Annotated in this window: 15 protein-coding genes and 1 pseudogene; 13 read left to right on the top strand and 3 right to left on the bottom strand. The window is 62.9% G+C overall.

Going from position 1 to position 20,708, the window contains the following annotated elements; translation table 11 throughout:
* The first annotated feature begins 100 nt into the window (after positions 1 to 100).
* From dgcB to C4Q27_RS10015, 4 genes are all read left to right on the top strand, one after another.
* The gene (gene dgcB, locus C4Q27_RS10030) at positions 101 to 2,053 is read left to right on the top strand and encodes a dimethylglycine demethylation protein DgcB (protein WP_088513489.1); all 1,953 of its coding nucleotides are present in this window, start codon (positions 101 to 103) and stop codon (positions 2,051 to 2,053) included.
* Complete coding sequence (locus tag C4Q27_RS10025) at positions 2,053 to 3,285, top strand: electron transfer flavoprotein subunit alpha/FixB family protein (protein WP_064490900.1); 1,233 nt, start codon at positions 2,053 to 2,055, stop codon at positions 3,283 to 3,285. The genes dgcB and C4Q27_RS10025 overlap by 1 nt, the downstream gene beginning before the upstream one ends.
* Positions 3,286 to 3,295: 10 nt before the next feature.
* Positions 3,296 to 4,066 carry an electron transfer flavoprotein subunit beta gene (locus tag C4Q27_RS10020; protein ID WP_003255694.1) on the top strand — a complete coding sequence of 257 codons (771 nt, stop codon included), beginning with the start codon at positions 3,296 to 3,298 and terminating at the stop codon, positions 4,064 to 4,066.
* 607 nt (positions 4,067 to 4,673) lie between these two features.
* Complete coding sequence (locus tag C4Q27_RS10015; RefSeq protein ID WP_064490901.1) at positions 4,674 to 5,573, top strand: RHS repeat-associated core domain-containing protein; 900 nt, start codon at positions 4,674 to 4,676, stop codon at positions 5,571 to 5,573.
* A gap of 43 nt (positions 5,574 to 5,616) precedes the next feature.
* Here C4Q27_RS10015 and gbcA read toward each other — a convergent pair whose 3' ends face one another.
* Entirely contained in the window at positions 5,617 to 6,909 is a 1,293-nt protein-coding gene (gene gbcA, locus C4Q27_RS10010; protein WP_064490902.1) for a glycine-betaine demethylase subunit GbcA, read from the bottom strand.
* A gap of 295 nt (positions 6,910 to 7,204) precedes the next feature.
* Here gbcA and gbcB point away from each other — a divergent pair, with 295 nt between their 5' ends.
* Positions 7,205 to 8,305 (top strand): glycine-betaine demethylase subunit GbcB, encoded by a 1,101-nt coding sequence (gbcB, locus tag C4Q27_RS10000; RefSeq protein ID WP_014589387.1) that lies wholly within the window; start codon positions 7,205 to 7,207, stop codon positions 8,303 to 8,305.
* 108 nt (positions 8,306 to 8,413) lie between these two features.
* On the opposite strand, the gene C4Q27_RS09995 is transcribed toward gbcB, so the two are convergent.
* The gene (locus C4Q27_RS09995; protein WP_003255688.1) at positions 8,414 to 10,039 is read right to left on the bottom strand and encodes a methyl-accepting chemotaxis protein; all 1,626 of its coding nucleotides are present in this window, start codon (positions 10,037 to 10,039) and stop codon (positions 8,414 to 8,416) included.
* Between the two features lie 266 nt (positions 10,040 to 10,305).
* On the opposite strand from C4Q27_RS09995, the gene C4Q27_RS09990 reads away from it, so the two are divergent.
* The 4 genes and pseudogenes from C4Q27_RS09990 to C4Q27_RS29990 all read left to right on the top strand — a co-directional run bounded on the left by C4Q27_RS09990 (position 10,306) and on the right by C4Q27_RS29990 (position 13,299).
* Positions 10,306 to 10,536: a hypothetical protein gene (locus C4Q27_RS09990; RefSeq protein ID WP_003255686.1), complete on the top strand. Its 231-nt coding sequence runs from the start codon at positions 10,306 to 10,308 to the stop codon at positions 10,534 to 10,536.
* On the top strand, positions 10,533 to 10,835 hold the full coding sequence (locus C4Q27_RS09985) for a cell division protein ZapA (RefSeq protein ID WP_003255684.1): 303 nt from the start codon (positions 10,533 to 10,535) through the stop codon (positions 10,833 to 10,835). Before C4Q27_RS09990 ends, C4Q27_RS09985 begins: the two co-directional genes overlap by 4 nt.
* 526 nt (positions 10,836 to 11,361) lie before the next feature.
* Positions 11,362 to 12,387 (top strand): annotated as a pseudogene (gene mcpH / locus C4Q27_RS29995) (methyl-accepting chemotaxis protein McpH); the annotation flags it as partial.
* A 174-nt stretch (positions 12,388 to 12,561) separates the two neighbouring features.
* Entirely contained in the window at positions 12,562 to 13,299 is a 738-nt protein-coding gene (locus C4Q27_RS29990; RefSeq protein ID WP_371919369.1) for a methyl-accepting chemotaxis protein, read from the top strand.
* A gap of 34 nt (positions 13,300 to 13,333) precedes the next feature.
* On the opposite strand, the gene C4Q27_RS09970 is transcribed toward C4Q27_RS29990, so the two are convergent.
* Positions 13,334 to 14,374, bottom strand: a complete 1,041-nt coding sequence (locus C4Q27_RS09970) for a low specificity L-threonine aldolase (protein ID WP_047603169.1) — start codon at positions 14,372 to 14,374, stop codon at positions 13,334 to 13,336.
* A 324-nt stretch (positions 14,375 to 14,698) separates the two neighbouring features.
* Here C4Q27_RS09970 and C4Q27_RS09965 point away from each other — a divergent pair, with 324 nt between their 5' ends.
* From C4Q27_RS09965 to C4Q27_RS09950, 4 genes are read left to right on the top strand one after another with little or no spacing between them, the layout of a single operon-like run.
* Complete coding sequence (locus C4Q27_RS09965; RefSeq protein WP_003255681.1) at positions 14,699 to 15,952, top strand: serine hydroxymethyltransferase; 1,254 nt, start codon at positions 14,699 to 14,701, stop codon at positions 15,950 to 15,952.
* 15 nt (positions 15,953 to 15,967) lie between these two features.
* Positions 15,968 to 17,218, top strand: a complete 1,251-nt coding sequence (locus C4Q27_RS09960) for a sarcosine oxidase subunit beta family protein (RefSeq protein WP_003255680.1) — start codon at positions 15,968 to 15,970, stop codon at positions 17,216 to 17,218.
* Positions 17,219 to 17,232: 14 nt separating this feature from the next.
* Positions 17,233 to 17,568, top strand: a complete 336-nt coding sequence (locus tag C4Q27_RS09955) for a sarcosine oxidase subunit delta (RefSeq protein ID WP_010951682.1) — start codon at positions 17,233 to 17,235, stop codon at positions 17,566 to 17,568.
* Positions 17,565 to 20,579 (top strand): sarcosine oxidase subunit alpha, encoded by a 3,015-nt coding sequence (locus C4Q27_RS09950; protein ID WP_104886799.1) that lies wholly within the window; start codon positions 17,565 to 17,567, stop codon positions 20,577 to 20,579. Before C4Q27_RS09955 ends, C4Q27_RS09950 begins: the two co-directional genes overlap by 4 nt.
* Positions 20,580 to 20,708: the final 129 nt, after the last annotated feature.

Genomic DNA, 20,708 nt, shown 5'->3' with positions numbered 1-20,708 from the left:
GTTGCCTGACCGGACGCATTCGCGGGTGAACCCGCTCTTACATGGGGCCAGTCTCGCCCTCTGGTCGGCGCAAGAATCCAGCTGTTTGTGGGAGTCTCCCATGTTGAACACCCTTCTACCCATCCTGCTGTTCGCTGCCCTTGGCCTGGCAGTGCTCGGTGCCTTGCGCCGGGTGCGCATGTGGCGCCGTGGCCGGCCGTCCAAGGTCAACCTGATCGGCGGCCTGCTGGCCATGCCGCGCCGCTACCTGGTGGACCTGCACCACGTGGTTGAGCGCGACAAATACATGTCCAAGACCCACGTGGCCACTGCGGGCGGCTTTGTGCTGTCTGCTGTGCTGGCCATTCTGGTGCATGGTTTTGGCCTGCAGAGCAAGATCCTCGGCTACGCACTGCTGGTAGCCACGGTGATCATGTTCACCGGTGCCATCTTTGTCTTCAAACGCCGCCTCAACCCGCCCTCTCGCCTGTCCAAGGGCCCGTGGATGCGCCTGCCGAAGAGTTTGCTGGCGTTCGCCGTGAGCTTCTTCATTGCCACCCTGCCGGTCGCCGGTATCCTGCCGGCCAACACCGGTGGTTGGGTGATGGTCGCCGTTCTGGGCCTGGGCGTGCTGTGGGGTGTGTCGGAGCTGTTCTTTGGCATGACCTGGGGCGGCCCGATGAAGCACGCCTTCGCCGGTGCCTTGCACCTGGCCTGGCACCGCCGTGCCGAACGCTTCGGCGGCGGCCGCTCCACCGGCCTCAAGCCGCTGGACCTGGAAGACCCGAACGCTCCCCTTGGCGTGGAAAAGCCGGTGGACTTCACCTGGAACCAGCTGCTGGGCTTCGATGCCTGCGTGCAGTGCGGTAAATGTGAAGCCATGTGCCCGGCCTTTGCCGCTGGCCAGCCGTTGAACCCGAAAAAACTCATCCAGGACATGGTCATCGGCCTTGCCGGTGGCACTGACGCGCAATTCGCCGGTAGCCCATACCCTGGCAAACCAATCGGCGAACACGGCGGCAATCCACACCAGCCGATCGTCAATGGCCTGGTCGACGCCGAGACGCTGTGGTCCTGCACCACCTGCCGTGCCTGCGTCGAGGAGTGCCCGATGATGATCGAGCATGTCGATGCCATCGTCGACATGCGCCGCCACCTCACCCTGGAAAAGGGCGCCACCCCGAACAAGGGCGCCGAGGTGCTGGACAACCTGATTGCCACCGACAACCCTGGCGGCTTCGCCCCCGGCGGGCGCATGAACTGGGCTGCCGACCTTAACCTGCGGCTGCTGTCTGAAGTGAAAGCGACCGAAGTGTTGTTCTGGGTCGGTGATGGTGCCTTCGACATGCGTAACCAGCGCACTTTGCGTTCGTTTGTCAAAGTATTGAAAGCCTCGGGTGTGGACTTCGCCGTACTCGGCCTGGAAGAGCGCGACAGCGGCGACGTGGCGCGCCGCCTGGGCGATGAGGCAACCTTCCAGCAACTGGCCAAGCGCAACATCCAGACCCTGGCCAAGTACAAGTTCCAGCGTATCGTCACCTGCGATCCGCACAGCTTCCATGTGCTGAAGAACGAATACGGCGCCCTGGGCGGTGACTACCAGGTGCAGCACCACAGCACCTACATCGCCGAACTGATCGCGGCCAAGAAGCTCAACCTTGGCCAGCACAAGGGCGGCAGCGTCACCTACCACGATCCGTGCTACCTGGGCCGCTACAACGGCGAGTACGAAGCCCCGCGCGAAGTGCTCAAGGCGCTGGGTATCGAGGTGCGCGAGATGCAGCGCTCGGGCTTCCGTTCCCGTTGCTGCGGTGGTGGTGGCGGTGCGCCGATCACTGACATCCCTGGCAAGCAGCGTATTCCCGACATGCGCATGGACGACATCCGTGAGACCGAGGCCGAGCTGGTAGCCGTGGGTTGCCCGCAGTGCACCGCCATGCTTGAAGGCGTGGTCGAGCCGCGCCCACAGATCAAGGACTTGGCCGAACTGGTGGCCGACGTGCTGATCGAGGAGGACGCATCCACTGTCCCAAAGCCGCAAACGGCTAAACGTGAACCTGCGGAGGTGCACTGATGAGCGACATTATCCGCCGCGATCCACGCGCCGAGTGGATCGCCCGTAACCGTCTGCACCCGCTGCATGCCGCGATGCAGACGCAACAGACCAGCTGGATGGGGCCCAACGGCATCATCCGCAAGAACCCACATGCGATTGCCGCAGGCTTTGTCGGCCCGGCCGGCATCAAGCGCATCGACCGCAGCGGCGCCCAGCAGGGCACCGGCGCGGGCGGGCGGCGCACGGCAGCAGCCGAGGTCAAGTTGCCACTGCACCAGGTGGCGGCGCCGGCGTTCTACATTGCCGTCGTGCCGGACATGGTTGGCGGCCGCCTGAGCAGCCACGACCGCGACCTGCTTGGCCTGGCCCACAGCCTGGCTGGCAGCGACGGGGCGGTGCTGGCCGTGGTGTTCAACGAGCACAAGGAAAGCAACTTTTCCACAGCCGGTGTCGATCGCCTGCTGGTTATCGAAGGCGAGGCCTTTGAAGGTTATGCACCGGAGCAACTGGTGCAAGGCCTGCGGGCTGTGGATAACCAGTTCGCGCCGCGCCACTGGCTGCTGCCTGACAGCCGCACCGGTGGCGGGGAACTGGGTCGGCGCCTGGGCGCCGCGCTGGGCGAGCGCCCGGCAACGCGGGTATGGCAGGTCAAGGACGGCCAGTGCATCGGCCGCGCCGGCGCCGGCCAGCAAGACCTGCAACGCACTGTGCCGCGCCTGATCCTGGCGGCGGCCGAGTGCGCCGAGCCGGTCAGCGAAACCCGTCACGAAGCGTTGCCGGTGGAGTTGTCCACAAGTGTGGTGCGCAGCCTGCCGCGCATCGAAGACCTTGGCTCGGTGGCCGTCGACCCGGCCACCATTGCCATGGCTGAAGCGGAGTTCATCGTCTCGGGCGGCAACGGTGTCAAGGACTGGGACCTGTACCACAAGGCCACCGCAGCCCTCGGCGCTACCGAAGGTGCCTCGCGGGTGGCGGTGGACGACGGCTTCATGCCGCGCAACCGCCAGGTGGGGGCTACCGGCACCTGGGTTACCGCGCGTGTCTACGTGGCTGTGGGTATCTCGGGCGCGATCCAGCACCTGCAGGGTATCGGTGCCTGCGACAAGGTGGTGGCGATCAACATGGATCCGGGCTGCGACATGATCAAACGGGCTGACCTGTCGGTGATTGGCGACAGCTCGGCGATTCTCAAGGCGCTGATCGAGGCTGTGGACAACTACCGCAGCGGCGGCCAGCGCGACGCGGCATAAGGGCACGAGCATGAGTACGAAAGTGATCAGCCTGGTTTCCATTGGTGCCCACCCCAGCTCCGGCCGCGCCCGCCGCGCCGAGCAGGATGCCCGCGCCGTGGAGTTGGGTTTGCAGCTGGCTGGGGATAACTTGCAGGTGGTGCATGCGGGCGATCCACAGGAAGAGGCCTTGCGCGCTTACCTGGGCATGGGCCTGGACCACCTCGACGTGCTGGAGCAACCGGCCGGGGCCGATGTGCTGGGCGTGCTGGGCGATTATCTGCGCGACGCCGGGGCCCAACTGGTGCTGACCGGCAGCCAGGCCGAGACTGGCGAGGGGTCGGGCATGTTGCCGTTCCTGCTGGCCGAAAAGCTCGGCTGGCCGCTGATTGTCGGGTTGGCTGAGGTGGAGTCGATCGACAACGGCACCGCGCAGGTGTTGCAGGCTCTGCCGCGTGGTCAGCGGCGTCGCTTGAAGGTGCGTCTGCCATTGCTGGCGACTGTGGATAACGCGGCGCCCAAGCCGCGCCAGAGCGCTTTTGGGCCTGCGCGCCGGGGGGTATTGGCGGCGCGTAACGTGGCCATTGTCGAAGATGAGCTGTTGGCTGAAGCCGAGCTGCAACCGGCCCGTCCAAGGCCCAAGCGCTTGAAGGTGATCAAGGCCAAGAGCGGCGCCGACCGCATGAAGGCGGCGACGGCCAAGGCCAGTGGCGGTGGTGGCAAGGTGCTGAAGGACGTTTCGCCGCAGGAAGGCGCTGAGGCGATCCTCAAGCTGCTGGTGGAAGAGGGCGTATTGCGCTGAGTCCCGTGGGAGCGGCCTGTGTTACGCGATAGGCCGCTTAGCAGCCCTGACAATCCTGAGCCAGACTCGAGATCCTGGGGCCCGCTGCGGCCCCTGCGACACAATTCATAGCCCAGTCCCCTGTGTATAAGTTATTCACTTCCCCCCTCACATGCCTGGATTCCAGCAAAACGGCTGAATGTCAGGTACGCTCCGTTTTGCCCACGGAATCTGTTCGCCAAGGTGTGGATAAATTGTTGGTGCATGGCTGGGAGCCTTATATAACGGCGCTTACACGGTTTAGATCATAAAATGATCAGCTTCCCTTGGCATCGCCTGATGCGGGCATGCTGCTTTTTGCCAGGATTTTCCCACAATCTCTGTGAGCCGGTCTGTGGATAATCTGTTTGATACCGGCTGTAGGCCACGCCGTTCCTGTCTTCGAGTGCTTTGATCAGAAAACAGCCAATCGGGGCTCACACACGCTTGAACCCTGAGTGCAGGTGAAAATTCAGGATCACCTGAGTCAAAACCTGTGAATAAGTACCAAGAACCTATCATTTCTATCAGTTAGCAGTCCTGTTCCAGGCGAGTAGGATGAGCGATCACTATCGGCTGAGCGTTCATCATGCATGGCATGCTGCAACCCGTTATCCCTGCCCACATGGGCGGGATTCCAAAGTCCTATTCAGCATACGGGGCCTGTGCTGGTGCAAGGAATATTGCCTTCACCGGGCAGATGGTCGATCACCTGACGGGTTGCTATCACCTGGGCAACGGCCGGCGAACCTACAACCCTGTATTGATGCGCTTTCACTCTGCCGACTCACTCAGCCCTTTCTCGGAGGGTGGGCTGAATGCCTATGCCTATTGCGGTGGCGACCCGATCAACCGGGTCGACCCCAGTGGCGCCGCCCCGGCCACCCGGTTCGCCCGGTTCGCCCGCCCCCAGGTCGACGTGATTAGCCCGGTGATCAGTGGCATAAGCATGTTTTCAAGTTCGGTGACGTTGGGCGGGGCTATCGCACGAACGGCCAGAAACGTGGTAGCCCGCTTGCAAAGCCAGCATTCCGGTACGGAATATACGGCGCCGAGCCTAAGATCCCGGATCGGTAATACGAGCCTTTTCTACACAGGAGGAATGGGGGTTGCAAGCACCGCAATGAGCGGAGTCGAACAAGGGTGGATTGGTAATGTACTGACCAGTCACGGCCGTCGCCTGGGGTTGGGCAACGCAATTGGGAACATCAGCGGTGGCTTGTTCTCCAACGCCGAGGCGGCACAGGCTGTATGGCGGGGGGTGGGGCAGCCCGGAGTGTCGGGGGCAAGGGTAGCCTGGGAGACATTCTATGAAGTCACCGGTATGCGCATGGTTGTCGAAGGGGCTTCGTACGTGTGGGGCAGAGGCACGGCACTCGGGGCCAGGATCGCTTCGGCAGGTCGAGCAGCTGCGGATGCGTGGCGTCGCTGGGGTACTGAACCCAGTGCGCCGCCTCCGTCTCCGAATCGGGACATAAGGCGACCATAAACCCACTGGCACGGCAATTTGCCGTGCCAGTGGGTGGTACGGGTTACTGCGCCTGCACTTCCTTCAGATACGGCGCAGGCTCTGCTCCCAGGTTGTTCAGTAGCCGCCCGCTGTACCAGTCAATGAAGTTCACCACACCAAACTCGTAAGTCTTCGAATACGGGCCAGGCTGGTACGCCGTGGAGTTGATCCCGCGCTGGTTCTCTTCGGCCAGACGGCGGTCCTGGTCGTTGGTGGCGTCCCACACCTTGCGCATGTTCTCGGGGTTGTAGTCCACACCTTCGACGGCATCCTTGTGCACCAGCCACTTGGTGGTGACCATGGTCTCCTGGGCGCTGATCGGCCACACGGTGAACACGATCATGTGGTCGCCCATGCAGTGGTTCCACGAGTGCGGCAGGTGCAGGATGCGCATCGAGCCAAGGTCCGGGTTCTTGATGCGACCCATCAGCTTCTGGCAGGCCTGCTTGCCGTCCATGGTCATCGACACGGTGCCCTTGAGCAGCGGCATACGCACGATGCGGTTACGCAGGCCGTGGCTCTTGTGCAGGTACGGGATCTTCTCGGCTTCCCAGGCAGCGGCGGAGGCGGCCACATGGTCCTTGAATTCCTGGCTGGCGCGCGGGTCGTTGGTGTCGTCCCACTCCAGCAGGGTTTGCAGCAGTTCCGGGTGCGAACCGTTGCAGTGGTAGCACTCGCGGTTGTTTTCCAGCACCAGTTTCCAGTTGGCCTTTTCCATCAAGGTGGTTTGCACCGCCACCTTGGTGTTCTCCATGTCGTACGGTTCCATGTAATGGTCCAGCGTGGCCAGGAACTCGTCGATGGCAGGCGGGTTTTCCGCCAGGCTGATGAAGATGTAGCCGCCGGCAACCTTCACGTTCACGGGCTTGAGGCCGTACTGGCTCATATCGAAGTCAGCACCCATCTCGGTGCCGGCGAACAGCAGGCGGCCGTCCAGCTCGTAAGTCCACTGGTGATATGGGCACACCAGTTTGGCCACCTTGCCTTTCTCGCTGACGCACAGGCGCGAACCGCGGTGGCGGCAGACGTTGTGGAAGGCATGCACCTTGCCTTCGGCACCGCGCACCACAATGATCGGGTTCTTGCCGATCTGCAGGGTGATGTAGTTGCCCTTGGCCGGGATCTCGCAGGTCATGCCGGCGATCAACCATTCTTTATGGAAGATCTCCTGCATGTCGATCTGGAACAGACGCTCGTCGGTGTAGAAAGGCTGGGGCAGCGAGTAGGTGCGCTCGCGGGTCTGCAACATCTCGGCGGTAGCCTTGCGTGCAGGTTCAAGTGGATCGCCCAGGCTCAGGGTTGCGGTGACGTCCATCGTGTATTCCTCGGGGCCGTATGCGGCCGGCAAAAGGTGGCTAATCGTTGTTGTGGTGCCGCAAGGCTGCTTCAGATAAAACAGCTAGTTCTTTTGCCGTGGAGTGTGCGTCCGAAGACGCCGCGAACCGTATCCATGGGCGACATGGCCGATTTGAATAACGACGCGCCAGCCCTTGTGCCACGGGGCTGGTCGCGATAAGCACGTCGATGTCGCAGGCAGGAATGTGCGTCGTCTTCAGCTTGCGCATTATCGCAGCCATGAAAAGGGCCATAGTCGGCCGCTGGAGATGAACATGTCCGATACCTTCCTCAATCCGGTCACTACCCAGACCTGGGCCAACGGCCGCCACATCGTGCGCTGCGTCAAGGTCATCCAGGAGACCTGGGACGTGCGCACCTTCTGCTTCATGGCCGACCAGCCGATCATGTTCTTCTTCAAGCCAGGGCAGTTCGTCACCCTGGAGCTGGAGATCGAAGGCAAGCCCGTGATGCGGTCCTACACCATCTCCAGTTCGCCGTCAGTGCCCTACAGCTTCTCGATCACCGTCAAGCGCGTGCCGGGTGGCCTGGTGTCGAACTTCCTGCACGACACCATGCACGAAGGCCTCGAGCTGCCGGTGCACGGCCCTGTGGGCCTGTTCAACGCCATCGACTTCCCGTCGGGCAAGGTGCTGTACCTGTCGGGTGGCGTGGGCATTACCCCGGTGATGTCGATGGCGCGCTGGTTCTACGACACCAACGCCAATGTCGACATGGTGTTCGTGCACAGCGCCCGTTCGCCCAAGGACATCATCTATCACCGCGAGCTGGAGCAGATGGCTTCGCGCATCCCCAACTTCAGCCTGCACATCATTTGCGAAAAGCACGGCCTGGGCGAGCCGTGGGCGGGTTACCGCGGTTACCTGAACCAGCGGCTGATGGAACTGATCGCGCCGGACTACATGGAGCGCGTGGTGTTCTGCTGCGGTCCGACGCCGTACATGACAGCGGTCAAGCGCCTGCTCGAAGCGGTCGGTTTCGACATGGCGAATTACCACGAGGAGTCGTTCGGCGCGACGCCGGCGGAAGCCAAGGCCGATGCCGTGGAGCACGCCGAGCAGGCGGCCGATGCACCTGAGCTGGACGTTTCCGACCTCAATCTGGTGGAGTTCATCGGCAGCGAGAAGAGCATCCGCATCGCCCCGGGCGAGACCGTGCATGCGGCGGCAGCCAAGGTTGGCCTGATGATCCCGAAAGCCTGCGGCATGGGCATCTGCGGCACCTGCAAGGTGCTCAAGCTGGGCGGCGAGGTGGAGATGGAGCACAACGGCGGGATTACCGAAGAGGACGAAGCCGAGGGCTACATCCTGTCGTGCTGCAGCGTGCCGAAAGGGGATGTGCGGATCGATTACTGATCCAGTGGCCAGTCTGGATTCTTCGCGGGCACGCCCGCTCCCACAGGGTCATCGCTATCTTCAGGACTGCGGTGAACCTTGTGGGAGCGGGCGTGCCCGCGAATGCTTCTAGGTGCGGAACCGGGCTACCAGGCCATTGAGGTCTACCGCCAGGCGCGACAGCTCGGCACTCGCCGCGCTGGTCTGATGCGCCCCGGTAGCACTCTGCACCGACAGGTCATTGATGTTCACCAGGTTGCGGTCCACTTCCCGCGCTACCTGGGCCTGCTCTTCGGCCGCACTGGCAATTACCAGGTTGCGCTCGTTGATCTGCGCCACCGCGCCGGCGATGGTGTCCAGTGCCATGCCTGCGCCCCGGGCGATGTTCAGTGTCGACTCCGCACGCTCGGTGCTGGTGCGCATCGATTCTACCGCCTCTTCCGTACCGCCCTGGATGCTGCCGATCATGCGCTCGATTTCGCTGGTCGACTGTTGGGTACGATGGGCCAATGCCCGCACTTCATCGGCGACCACGGCAAAACCACGGCCCGCTTCACCGGCCCGCGCGGCTTCGATGGCTGCGTTGAGCGCCAGCAGGTTGGTCTGGTCGGCCAGGCCACGGATCACGTCGAGCACCTTGCCAATGTCGCGCGACTGTTCGGCCAGGTGGGTAATCAGCTTGGCGGTGGCCTGCACATCACCGCTCATGCGCTCGATCGCACCCACGGTTTCCATCACCAGGTCACGACCATCACCGGTGGAGCGGCTGGCTTCACTGGAGGCTTCTGAAGTGCTCACGGCATTGCGCGCCACTTCTTCCACCGCACTGGTCATTTCGGTGACTGCAGTGGCGGCCTGTTCAATCTCATTGTTCTGCTGCTGCAGGCCACGGGCACTTTCGTCGGTGACGGCATTCAACTCTTCTGCCGCCGAGGCCAGCTGGGTGGCGGAGCCGGCGATCTGCTGCAAGGTGTCGCGCAGCTTGTCCTGCATGCGCGCCATGGCGCGCAACAGCCGGGCGGCTTCGTCGGTGCCCTCTGCGCGGATGACGTGGGTCAGGTCGCCGTCGGCGACTTGCTCGGCGCATTTGAGTGCTTCTTCGATCGGCTTGACGATACTGCGGGTCAGCAGGAAAGCACAGGCGAAGGTCAGTACGGTGGCGGCAACCAGCAGGCCGATCACCAGAGCGAAAGCGCCGGCATACTGGTTGGCGGCTTTTTCGTTGGTGGCGCGAGTCTGGTCAGTGTTGATGCGTACCAAGGTGTCCATGACCTTGTTGATCTGCTCGGAGTTGGCCAGCAGGTCGCGGTTGAGCAGGTCACGCAATTCATCCAGGCGGTCGGCCTGGCTCAGTGTGCGCATGCGCGATTCCAACTGGCGGTACTGGTTGAGCAACTGACCGTACTGGTCGAATGCTGCCTGTTCGTCGGCGGCGACGATCATTGGCAGATAGGCCTGGCGTGCACGGTCGATCTGGCTGTTGCGCTGGTCCAGCAGATCGAGGGTATCGCGTTGGGTTGCCGGCTCGCGGTTGAGCAGCAGGCGGTAGGAAAGCGTGCGCATGCGCAGGTTCAGCGCGGTGAGTTCGTCGAGGATCTTGATGCTGGGCACGCTGACTTGCTCGATGGCAACGCCCGCCTGGCGGATGTTGCCCATCTGCACCAGGGAGAAGATACCAAGGCCGAGCATCAGCAGGCCGATGAGCGCGAAGCCGAGAAGCGCGCGCGGGGCGATATTCATGTTGCGTAGGGACATGGAGAGGAGGATCCAGGCAAGTGGGATAAGAGCGACAAAACATGACTTGCCGGGCTATCGGTCGTGACTGGCCAGTCTTGAATGCGACCGGGGAAAATGGTGCAACCGCGAACCTTTTCCTGACCGGCGGTTGATCCAGGTCGGAACAAGGGGTCGATTACCCTGTCAATCTGCGGGTTCGACACCTTATGAATCCGATATTTAATGGCGATAGGGCGCACTTTTCTTTATCGTGTGTGCCCCTCGCAACAACCTGAGATAGACCCATGCTGGAAGCTTCCCTGAATCAAATCGAGCAACTGGTCAGCGACCTGATGCAGAAAAACGCTCAACTCATCGAGCAGAACACCGCCCTTGGCCAGGAACTGGCCCAGGCCAAGGAAGAGAACGAAACCCTGCAGCTGTCGCTGATGGAGCAGGAAGAGAAGAACGGCGCTACCGCAGCACGCATCCAGGCTCTGGTCGAGCGCGCCAGCGCGGGCGTTGTTGGCGCATGAGACTGCAGGAGCAGCCGATCAATGTCGTGTCGATCCTCGGCATCGACTATTCGATCAAGGCGCCCGAAGGCCAGGAAGAAACCCTGGCCCAGGCGGTACGGATGCTCAACAAAGCCCTTAACGAGACCAAGCGTCAGTACCCGACCTTGATCGGTGACAAACTGCTGGTGCTGGCTGCCCTTAACCTGTGCTCCAAACAGGTTGAACTGCAGAAAGAGCATCAGCAGACCCTTGCGCGAACTCAAGCGCAGATCGACGCCACGGTGGATGCCATCGTGCGGACCATCGCTGAGCAATAAGGCCTTACACCGTCCCCCCGTAGGAGCGGGTTCACCCGCGAATGCGTCAGTGGCTTCAACACCGCATTCGCGGGTAAACCCGCTCCTACAGGCATCAGCAGACCCTTGCGCGAACTCAAGCGCAGATCGACGCCACGGTGGATGCCATCGTGCGGCCATCGCTCAACAATAAGCCCGTACACCGCCCCCCGTAGGAGCGGGTTCACCCGCGAATGCGTCAGTGGCTTCAACATCGCATTCGCGGGTAAACCCGCTCCTACAGGCATCAGCAGACCCTTGCGCGAACTCAAGCGCAGATCGACGCCACGGTGGATGCCATCGTGCGGCCATCGCTCAACAATAAGCCCGTACACCGCCCCCCCCGTAGGAGCGGGTTCACCCGCGAATGCGTCAGTGGCTTCAACATCGCATTCGCGGGTAAACCCGCTCCTACAGGGGGCATCTGATTGCTTCAGATCACTGGATTAACTGGATACGCAAGTGTATACACTTCCCGCAAAACAATAATGTGCGGGGGAGTAGGGACATGCGTATCTGGCGTAAGAGCATCCAGTTGCAATTGATCACCAGCATGGGCGCTGCCCTGCTGGCGAGCATCCTGGTGGTGGTCATTATCTTCACCGTGGCGCTCAACCGCCTCACCGACCGCTACCTGGTCGACACTGCCCTGCCAGCCAGCATCGAAGCCATCCGCAACGACATCGAGCGCATGCTGGGCCAACCGTTGGTCGCTGCCGCGGACATTGCCGGTAACACCCTGCTGCGCGACTGGCTTGCTGCCGGTGAAGATCCCGCGCAGGCACCCCAATTCATCGAATACCTGACCGCCGCCAAACAGCGCAACCACGCCTTCACTGCGCTGTTCGCCTCGACCGAAACCGGCCACTACTACAACGAGAACGGCCTGGACCGCACCCTCAGCCGCAGCAACCCCAAGGACAAGTGGTTTTACGGTTACATCGACAGCGGCGCCGAGCGCTTCATCAACATCGACATCGATGGTGCCACCGGCGAACTGGCTCTGTTCATCGACTATCGCGTGGAAAAGGAAGGCAAGCTGGTGGGTGTGGCCGGCATGGGCCTGCGTATGACCGAGTTATCGAAGCTGATCCACGACTTCAGCTTTGGCGAGCACGGCAAGGTGTTCCTGGTGCGCAACGATGGCCTGATCCAGGTGCATCCCGATGCTGCCTTCAGTGGCAAGCGCCAGCTTGCCGAGCAGCTTGGCGCTGACGCAGCCAAAGGCGTCATGACCGGAGGCGAGAGCCTGCGTAGCAGCCGCTTCAGCCGTGACGGTGAGCGCTACCTGGCGCTGGGCCTGCCGCTGCGCGACCTCAACTGGACCCTTGTGGCCGAAGTGCCAGAGTCGGAAATTTACGCGCAAATGCATCAGGCCGTCTGGCTGACCAGCCTGATCGGTGGCGCCGTCGCGTTGGTGTCGCTGCTGTTGGTGGTACTGCTGGCGCGTGGCCTGGTGCGGCCGATCCGCCGCGTTACCGCCGCATTGGTTCAGATTGGCGGTGGAGCGGGTGATCTCAGCCACCGCCTGGACGATTCGCGTCAGGATGAGCTGGGTGACCTGGCCCGTGGTTTCAACCGCTTCCTGGACAGCCAACGCAGCCTGATCGGCGAGGTGTTGAATACCTCCGAGCGGCTGCGGCGGGCCGTGGAGCAGGTAACCCAGGTGGTGGACAACACCGCCGAGCGCTCCGGGCGCCAGCAGGAGATGACCGAAATGGTCGCCACTGCTGTACACGAGATGGGCCTGACCGTGCAGGACATCGCCCGCAATGCCGGCGATGCGGCCCAGGCGTCGCAGTCGGCACGAGACGAGGCGTTGCAGGCCCGCGAGGTGGTGCAACGATCCATTCGTGGCATCGAGGGCATGTCGGGCGACATCGGCAAGGCGGCCGATGCGGTCAGCCAGCTGGCCGACGAAGTCGCTTCGGTCGATGAAGTGCTCGCGGTAATCCGCAGCATTTCCGAGCAAACCAACCTGCTCGCGTTGAACGCTGCCATCGAGGCCGCGCGGGCAGGGGAGATGGGGCGCGGGTTCGCTGTGGTGGCCGATGAAGTACGTACGCTGGCCCGGCGCACACAGCTGTCCACCGATGAAGTGCAGCAGATGATCCAGCGCCTGAAGCTGGGTGCTGGTTCGGCGGTGAGTTCAATGCAGGCAGGGCAGCAGGCGACCGGCAGTGGCGTGGAATCGAGCCAGCGCACCGGGGCATCGCTGAGCGCGATTACCGACCAGGTAGAGCACATCAGCGACATGAACCATCAGGTGGCCACGGCTACCGAGGAGCAGTCGGCGGTGACCGAGGAAATAAACCGGACGGTGCAGGGGATTTCCGATTTGGCGCGTGAGACAGCGGCGGAGGTGCAAGGGTGCCGCGAGGAGTGCCAGGCGTTGCGTGGGTTGGCTGATGACCTGGCGCGGCAGATGGGTGGGTTCAAGCTCTAGATCGCAGGGGCCGCAAGGCGGCCCCGGCTCTCGCTCAGCCACCAATGATCGCGCGGATATCCGCCGCCAGCTCACGCACCCGCGCTTCTTCGGTATCCCACGAGCACATGAAGCGCGCGCCACCGCTGCCGATAAAGGTATAGAAGCGCCAGCCCTTGCCCCGCAGCGCCTCGATGGCGTGCTCTGGCATTTGCAGGAACACCCCGTTGGCCTCCACCGGGAACATCAGCTCTACTCCCGGCAGGTCACTGACCAGCGATGCCAGCAGTTGCGCGCAATGATTGGCGTGGTTGCCATGGCGTAACCATGCGCCATCTTCCAGCAGCCCGACCCAGGGCGCCGACAAGAAGCGCATCTTCGACGCCAGTTGCCCGGCCTGCTTGCAGCGATAATCGAAGTCTTCGGCCAGCTGGCGGTTGAAGAACAGAATCGCTTCGCCCACCGCCATGCCGTTCTTGGTGCCGCCAAAGCACAGCACATCCACACCGGCCTTCCAGGTCAGTTCGGCCGGGCTGCAGCCCAGGAACGCACAGGCATTGGTAAAGCGTGCGCCGTCCATGTGCAGGTTCAGGCCCAGCTCCTTGCAGGTGGCGCTGATCGCCTTCAGCTCGTCGGGGCGGTACACCGTGCCCACTTCGGTGGCCTGGGTAATGGTCACCACGCGCGGCTTGGGGTAGTGGATATCCTGGCGTTTGAGCGCCACTTCGCGGATCGACTGTGGCGTCAGCTTGCCGTTGACGCTGGCCGCCGTCAGCAGCTTGGAGCCGTTGGAGAAGAACTCCGGTGCACCGCATTCGTCGGTTTCGACGTGGGCGGTCTCGGAGCAGATCACGCTGTGATAGCTCTGGCACAGCGATGCCAGGGCCAGGGAGTTGGCCGCGGTGCCGTTGAAGGCAAAGAACACCTCGCAGTCGGTTTCGAACAGATTGCGGAAGTACTCCGATGCACGCTCGGTCCACTGGTCGTCGCCGTAGGCGCGGTCGTGGCCGCGGTTGGCTTTCTCCATCGCCGCCCAGGCTTCGGGGCAGATACCGGAATAGTTGTCGCTGGCGAATTGTTGGCTTTTGTCTGTCATGGCACGGTCCTGTGAACGACGCAGATCAGCACTCTAAACCATCGATTCAGCACTTGCCTATACAACCCGTGCAGCGATTTCTGTTCATTACTGTGCCGGCCTCTTCGCGGGCGCGCCCGCTCCTACAATGGTCCTGCAAACGCCAATCACTGTGGGAGCGGGCGCGCCCGCGAAGGGGCCCGCATGGGCGGCACAAAGAGAATGTCGTAAACGCGCCATTGCAAGGCGTGCGCAGGCATCTGACCCGACCCCACCAGTCATAACATCGCCACAAAGGGCCACAGTGCCCCACGACAAAAAACGATCGCTGCCGGGAGATACACAATGTTCAGCAAGCAAGACCAGATCCAGGGTTACGACGATGCACTGCTGGCGGCGATGAATGCCGAAGAACAGCGCCAGGAAGATCACATCGAGCTGATCGCCTCGGAGAACTACACCAGCAAGCGCGTCATGCAGGCCCAAGGCAGCGGCCTGACCAACAAGTACGCCGAAGGCTACCCTGGCAAGCGTTACTACGGTGGCTGCGAGCACGTGGACAAGGTAGAAGCCCTGGCCATCGAGCGCGCCAAGCAGCTGTTCGGTGCCGACTACGCAAACGTCCAGCCGCACTCCGGCTCGTCGGCCAACGGCGCGGTCTACCTGGCCCTGCTGCAAGCCGGTGACACCATCCTGGGCATGAGCCTGGCCCACGGCGGTCACCTGACCCACGGCGCCAAGGTGTCGTCCTCGGGCAAACTGTACAACGCAGTCCAGTACGGCATCGACACCAACACCGGCCTGATCGACTATGACGAAGTCGAGCGCCTGGCGGTCGAGCACAAGCCGAAAATGATCGTTGCCGGTTTCTCGGCCTACTCCAAGACCCTCGACTTCCCACGCTTCCGCGCCATCGCCGACAAAGTGGGCGCACTGCTGTTCGTCGACATGGCCCACGTTGCCGGCCTGGTTGCCGCTGGCCTGTACCCGAACCCGATCCCGTTCGCCGATGTGGTCACCACCACCACCCACAAGACCCTGCGCGGTCCGCGTGGCGGCCTGATCCTGGCCAAGTCGAACGAAGAGATCGAGAAAAAGCTGAACGCCGCTGTATTCCCGGGTGCCCAGGGTGGCCCGCTGATGCACGTGATCGCTGCCAAGGCAGTGTGCTTCAAGGAAGCGCTGGAGCCTGGATTCAAGGCCTACCAGCAGCAAGTGATCGAAAACGCCCAGGCCATGGCCCAGGTGTTCATCGACCGTGGCTACGATGTGGTTTCCGGTGGTACCGACAACCACCTGTTCCTGGTCAGCCTGATCCGTCAGGGCCTGACTGGCAAAGACGCCGACGCCGCCCTGGGTCGTGCGCATATCACCGTCAACAAGAACGCCGTGCCGAACGACCCGCAGTCGCCGTTCGTCACTTCGGGCCTGCGTATCGGCACCCCGGCCGTCACCACCCGCGGCTTCAAGGTCGCCCAGTGCGTGGCCCTGGCTGGCTGGATTTGCGACATCCTCGACAACCTCGGTGACGCAGACGTCGAAGCCGATGTGGCGAAGAACGTCGCGGCCCTGTGCGCAGATTTCCCTGTCTACCGCTGAGTGGAGTCACACACCATGCAACGTTACTCGGGCTTCGGCCTTTTCAAGCACTCCCTCAGCCACCACGAAAACTGGCAGCGCATGTGGCGCACGCCAACCCCTAAAAAGGTTTACGACGTGGTCATTGTCGGTGGTGGCGGCCATGGCCTGGCCACGGCCTACTACCTGGCCAAAGAGCACGGCATCACCAACGTCGCCGTGATCGAGAAGGGCTACCTGGGCGGCGGCAACACCGCCCGTAACACCACCATCGTGCGTTCCAACTACCTGTGGGACGAGTCGGCGCACCTGTACGAGCACGCCATGAAGCTGTGGGAGGGCCTGTCCCAGGACCTCAACTACAACGTGATGTTCTCCCAGCGCGGCGTTTACAACCTGTGCCACACCCTGCAGGACATGCGTGACTCCGAGCGTCGGGTCAGCGCCAACCGCCTCAACGGCGTGGATGGCGAGCTGCTGAACACTGCCCAGGTTGCGGCCGAAATCCCGTACCTGGACTGCTCGAAGAACACCCGCTACCCGATCCTCGGCGCCACCGTACAGCGCCGTGGCGGCGTTGCCCGTCACGATGCCGTGGCCTGGGGCTTCGCCCGCGCTGCCGACGCCCTGGGCGTCGACCTGATTCAGCAAACCGAAGTGATCGGCTTCCGCAAGGAAAACGGCGCGGTCATCGGTGTGGAAACCAACAAAGGCTTCATCGGCGCCAAGCGCGTCGGCGTGGTCACCGCCGGTAACTCCGGGCACATGGCCAAGCTGGCCGGCTTCCGCCTGCCGCTGGAATCGCACCCGCTGCAAGCGCTGGTATCCGAGCCGATCAAGCCGATCATCGACAGCGTGATCATGTCCAACGCCGTACACGGCTACATCAGCCAGTCCGACAAAGGCGACCTGGTGATCGGTGCCGGTATCGACGGCTGGGTCGGCTACGGCCAGCGCGGTTCGTACCCGGTGATCGAGCACACCCTGCAGGCCATCGTCGAGATGTTCCCCAACCTGTCGCGTGTTCGCATGAACCGCCAGTGGGGCGGCATCGTAGACACCTCGCCGGACGCCTGCCCGATCATCACCAAAACCCCGGTCAAGAACATGTTCTTCAACTGCGGTTGGGGTACTGGCGGCTTCAAGGCGACCCCGGGTTCGGGCAACGTCTTCGCCGCGAGCCTGGCCAAGGGCGAAATGCACCCACTGGCCGCGCCGTTCTCCATGGACCGTTTCTACAACGGCGCACTGATCGACGAACACGGCGCCGCCGCCGTCGCCCACTAACCGGAGACACCGTCATGTTGCATATTTTCTGTCCCCACTGCGGCGAGCTGCGCTCCGAAGAAGAGTTCCACGCCTCTGGCCAGGCGCACATCGCCCGCCCGCTGGACCCTAACGCCTGCTCCGACGAGGAGTGGGGTACCTACATGTTCTACCGTGACAACCCGCGCGGTATTCACCATGAACTGTGGGACCACGTTGCCGGCTGCCGCCAGTACTTCAACGTCACCCGTGACACCGTGACCTACGAAATTCTGGAAACCTACAAGATTGGCGAGAAGCCGCAAGTGACCGCCAGCGGCAAAGCCACCAGCGCCGCGTCGACCGTCAAAGGCCAAGGGGAAAAAGTATGAGCCAGACCTATCGCCTCGCCAGCGGCGGCCGTATCGACCGCAGCAAGGTCCTGAACTTCACCTTCAACGGCAAGACCTACCAGGGTTATGCCGGTGACAGCCTGGCCGCCGCGTTGCTGGCCAACGGCGTCGACATTGTCGGCCGTAGCTTCAAGTACTCGCGCCCACGCGGCATCATCGCCGCCGGTACCGAAGAGCCGAACGCCATCCTGCAGATCGGCTCCAGCGAAGCTACCCAGATCCCCAACGTGCGCGCCACCCAACAGGCACTGTACGCGGGCCTTGTCGCCACCAGCACCAACGGCTGGCCGAACGTCAACAACGACGTCATGGGCATCCTCGGCAAGGTTGGCGGCAGCATGATGCCGCCGGGCTTCTACTACAAAACCTTCATGTACCCCAAATCGTTCTGGATGACTTACGAGAAGTACATCCGCAAAGCCGCCGGCCTGGGCCGTGCGCCGCTGCAGAACGACCCTGACAGCTACGACTACATGAACCGGCACTGCGACGTGCTGATCGTCGGCGCCGGCCCTGCTGGCCTGGCTGCCGCACTGGCCGCTGCGCGCAGCGGTGCCCGCGTGATCCTGGCTGACGAGCAGGAAGAGTTCGGCGGCAGCCTGCTCGACACCCGCGAAACCCTCGACGGCAAGCCTGCTGCCGAGTGGGTCAACGCCGTGGTCAAAGAGCTGGAAGGCCTGCCGGAAGTGACCCTGCTGCCACGTGCCACGGTCAACGGCTATCACGACCATAACTTCCTGACCATTCACGAGCGCCTCACCGACCACCTCGGCGACCGCGCCCCGATCGGCCAGGTTCGCCACCGCGTGCACCGCGTTCGCGCCAAGCGCGTGGTACTGGCTGCCGGCGCCCACGAGCGCCCGCTGGTGTACGGCAACAACGACGTGCCGGGCAACATGCTGGCCGGTGCTGTTTCCACCTATGTTCGCCGCTATGGCGTGGCGCCGGGTCGCAAGCTGGTACTGTCGACCAACAACGACCACGCCTATCGCGCCGCGCTGGACTGGCACGACGCAGGCCTGCAAGTGGTCGCCATCGCCGACGCCCGCCACAACCCACGTGGCTCGCTGGTTGAAGAAGCGCGTGCCAAAGGCATTCGCATCCTCACCTCCAGCGCCGTGATCGAGGCCAAAGGCAGCAAGCACGTCACCGGTGCCCGTGTGGCGGCGATCGATGTGCAGGCGCACAAAGTCACCAGCCCAGGCGAAATCCTCGAGTGCGACCTGATCGCGTCCTCGGGCGGTTACAGCCCGATCGTGCACCTGGCTTCGCACCTGGGCGGTCGCCCGGTATGGCGTGACGATATCCTTGGCTTCGTGCCGGGCGATGCCCCGCAGAAGCGCGAGTGCGTCGGTGGTATCAACGGCGTGTATGCCTTGGGCGATGTGATTGCCGATGGCTTCGAAGGCGGCGTTCGCGCAGCTACCGAGGCCGGTTTCAAGGCCACTGTCGGCACCCTGCCAAAAACCGTTGCGCGCAAGGAAGAGGCCACTGTGGCACTGTTCCTGGTGCCACACGACAAAGGCACCAAGGGGCCGAAGCAGTTCGTCGACCAGCAGAACGACGTGACCGCCGCCGGCATCGAGCTGGCCACCCGTGAAGGCTTCGAGTCGGTCGAGCACGTCAAGCGCTACACCGCGCTGGGCTTCGGTACCGACCAGGGCAAATTGGGCAACATCAACGGCCTGGCCATCGCCGCCCGTTCGATCGGCATCACCATCCCGGAAATGGGCACCACCATGTTCCGCCCCAACTACACGCCGGTCACTTTCGGCGCGGTAGCGGGCCGTCACTGTGGTCACCTGTTCGAGCCCGTGCGCTTCACTGCCCTGCATGCCTGGCACGTGAAGAACGGCGCCGAGTTCGAAGACGTCGGCCAGTGGAAGCGCCCGTGGTACTTCCCGAAAGCCGGCGAAGACATCCATGCTGCCGTCACGCGTGAATGCAAGGCCGTGCGCGACAGCGTGGGCCTGCTGGACGCCTCGACCCTGGGCAAGATCGACATCCAGGGCCCGGACGCGCGCGAATTCCTCAACCGCATCTACACCAACGCCTGGACCAAGCTCGACGTGGGCAAGGCCCGCTACGGCCTGATGTGCAAGGAAGACGGCATGGTCTTCGACGACGGCGTAACCGCCTGCGTCGGCGACAACCACTTCATCATGACCACCACCACCGGCGGCGCTGCCCGCGTGCTGCAGTGGATGGAGCTGTATCACCAGACCGAATGGCCAGAGCTGAAGGTGTACTTCACTTCGGTCACCGACCACTGGGCCACCATGACCCTGTCCGGCCCTAACAGCCGCAAGCTGCTGAGCGAGCTGACCGACATCGACATGGACAAGGAAGCCTTCCCGTTCATGACCTGGAAGGAAGGCAACGTCGGTGGCGTGCCGGCCCGCGTGTTCCGTATCTCGTTCACCGGCGAGCTGTCATACGAAGTGAACGTGCAGGCCAACTACGCGATGGGCGTGCTGGAACAGATCATCGAGGCCGGCAAGAAGTACAACCTGACCCCGTACGGCACCGAGACCATGCACGTACTGCGTGCAGAAAAGGGCTTCATCATCGTTGGCCAGGACACCGATGGTTCGATGAACCCGGACGACCTGAACATGAGCTGGTGCGTTGGCCGCAACAAGCCGTTCTCGTGGATCGGCCTGCGTGGCATGAACCGCGAAGACTGCGTACGTGAGAACCGCAAGCAGTTGGTGGGCCTGAAGCCGGTCGACCCGACCAAGTGGCTGCCGGAAGGCGCCCAACTGGTGTTCGACCCGAAACAGCCGATCCCGATGGACATGGTCGGCCACGTCACCTCCAGCTACGCGTCCAACTCCCTGGGCTACTCGTTCGCCATGGGTGTGGTCAAAGGCGGCCTCAAGCGCATGGGCGAGCGTGTCTACTCGCCGCAGGCAGATGGCAGCGTGATCGAGGCGGAAATCGTGTCTTCGGTGTTCTTCGATCCGAAGGGTGAGCGGCAGAACGTCTAAGGCCCCCGGTCCAACCGGTGCCAGGCGTGGAATGAGGTCTCTGTGGGAGCGGGCGTGCCCGCGAAGAGGGCGGTGAATTCAACATCGCATTCGCGGGCATGCCCGCTCCCACAGGATGGCCGTCTCCCG

Source organism: Pseudomonas sp. SWI36 (genome assembly GCF_002948105.1).
GTDB lineage: Bacteria > Pseudomonadota > Gammaproteobacteria > Pseudomonadales > Pseudomonadaceae > Aquipseudomonas > Aquipseudomonas alloputida.
This window is presented reverse-complemented; position numbering and strand designations above follow the sequence as displayed.

Bases quoted from the DNA above. Each gene is read 5' to 3' on its own strand.
- dgcB (WP_088513489.1), top strand. From the start codon at position 101: ATGTTGAACACCCTTCTACCCATCCTGCTGTTCGCTGCCCTTGGCCTG.
- C4Q27_RS09950 (WP_104886799.1), top strand. From the start codon at position 17,565: ATGAGCCAGACCTATCGCCTCGCCAGCGGCGGCCGTATCGACCGCAGC.
- C4Q27_RS09960 (WP_003255680.1), top strand. From the start codon at position 15,968: ATGCAACGTTACTCGGGCTTCGGCCTTTTCAAGCACTCCCTCAGCCAC.
- C4Q27_RS09990 (WP_003255686.1), top strand. From the start codon at position 10,306: ATGCTGGAAGCTTCCCTGAATCAAATCGAGCAACTGGTCAGCGACCTG.
- C4Q27_RS29990 (WP_371919369.1), top strand. From the start codon at position 12,562: ATGACCGAAATGGTCGCCACTGCTGTACACGAGATGGGCCTGACCGTG.
- C4Q27_RS09995 (WP_003255688.1), bottom strand. From the start codon at position 10,039: ATGTCCCTACGCAACATGAATATCGCCCCGCGCGCGCTTCTCGGCTTC.
- C4Q27_RS10020 (WP_003255694.1), top strand. From the start codon at position 3,296: ATGAGTACGAAAGTGATCAGCCTGGTTTCCATTGGTGCCCACCCCAGC.
- C4Q27_RS10015 (WP_064490901.1), top strand. From the start codon at position 4,674: ATGCATGGCATGCTGCAACCCGTTATCCCTGCCCACATGGGCGGGATT.
- C4Q27_RS09970 (WP_047603169.1), bottom strand. From the start codon at position 14,374: ATGACAGACAAAAGCCAACAATTCGCCAGCGACAACTATTCCGGTATC.
- C4Q27_RS09965 (WP_003255681.1), top strand. From the start codon at position 14,699: ATGTTCAGCAAGCAAGACCAGATCCAGGGTTACGACGATGCACTGCTG.
- C4Q27_RS10025 (WP_064490900.1), top strand. From the start codon at position 2,053: ATGAGCGACATTATCCGCCGCGATCCACGCGCCGAGTGGATCGCCCGT.
- C4Q27_RS09955 (WP_010951682.1), top strand. From the start codon at position 17,233: ATGTTGCATATTTTCTGTCCCCACTGCGGCGAGCTGCGCTCCGAAGAA.
- C4Q27_RS09985 (WP_003255684.1), top strand. From the start codon at position 10,533: ATGAGACTGCAGGAGCAGCCGATCAATGTCGTGTCGATCCTCGGCATC.
- gbcA (WP_064490902.1), bottom strand. From the start codon at position 6,909: ATGGACGTCACCGCAACCCTGAGCCTGGGCGATCCACTTGAACCTGCA.
- gbcB (WP_014589387.1), top strand. From the start codon at position 7,205: ATGTCCGATACCTTCCTCAATCCGGTCACTACCCAGACCTGGGCCAAC.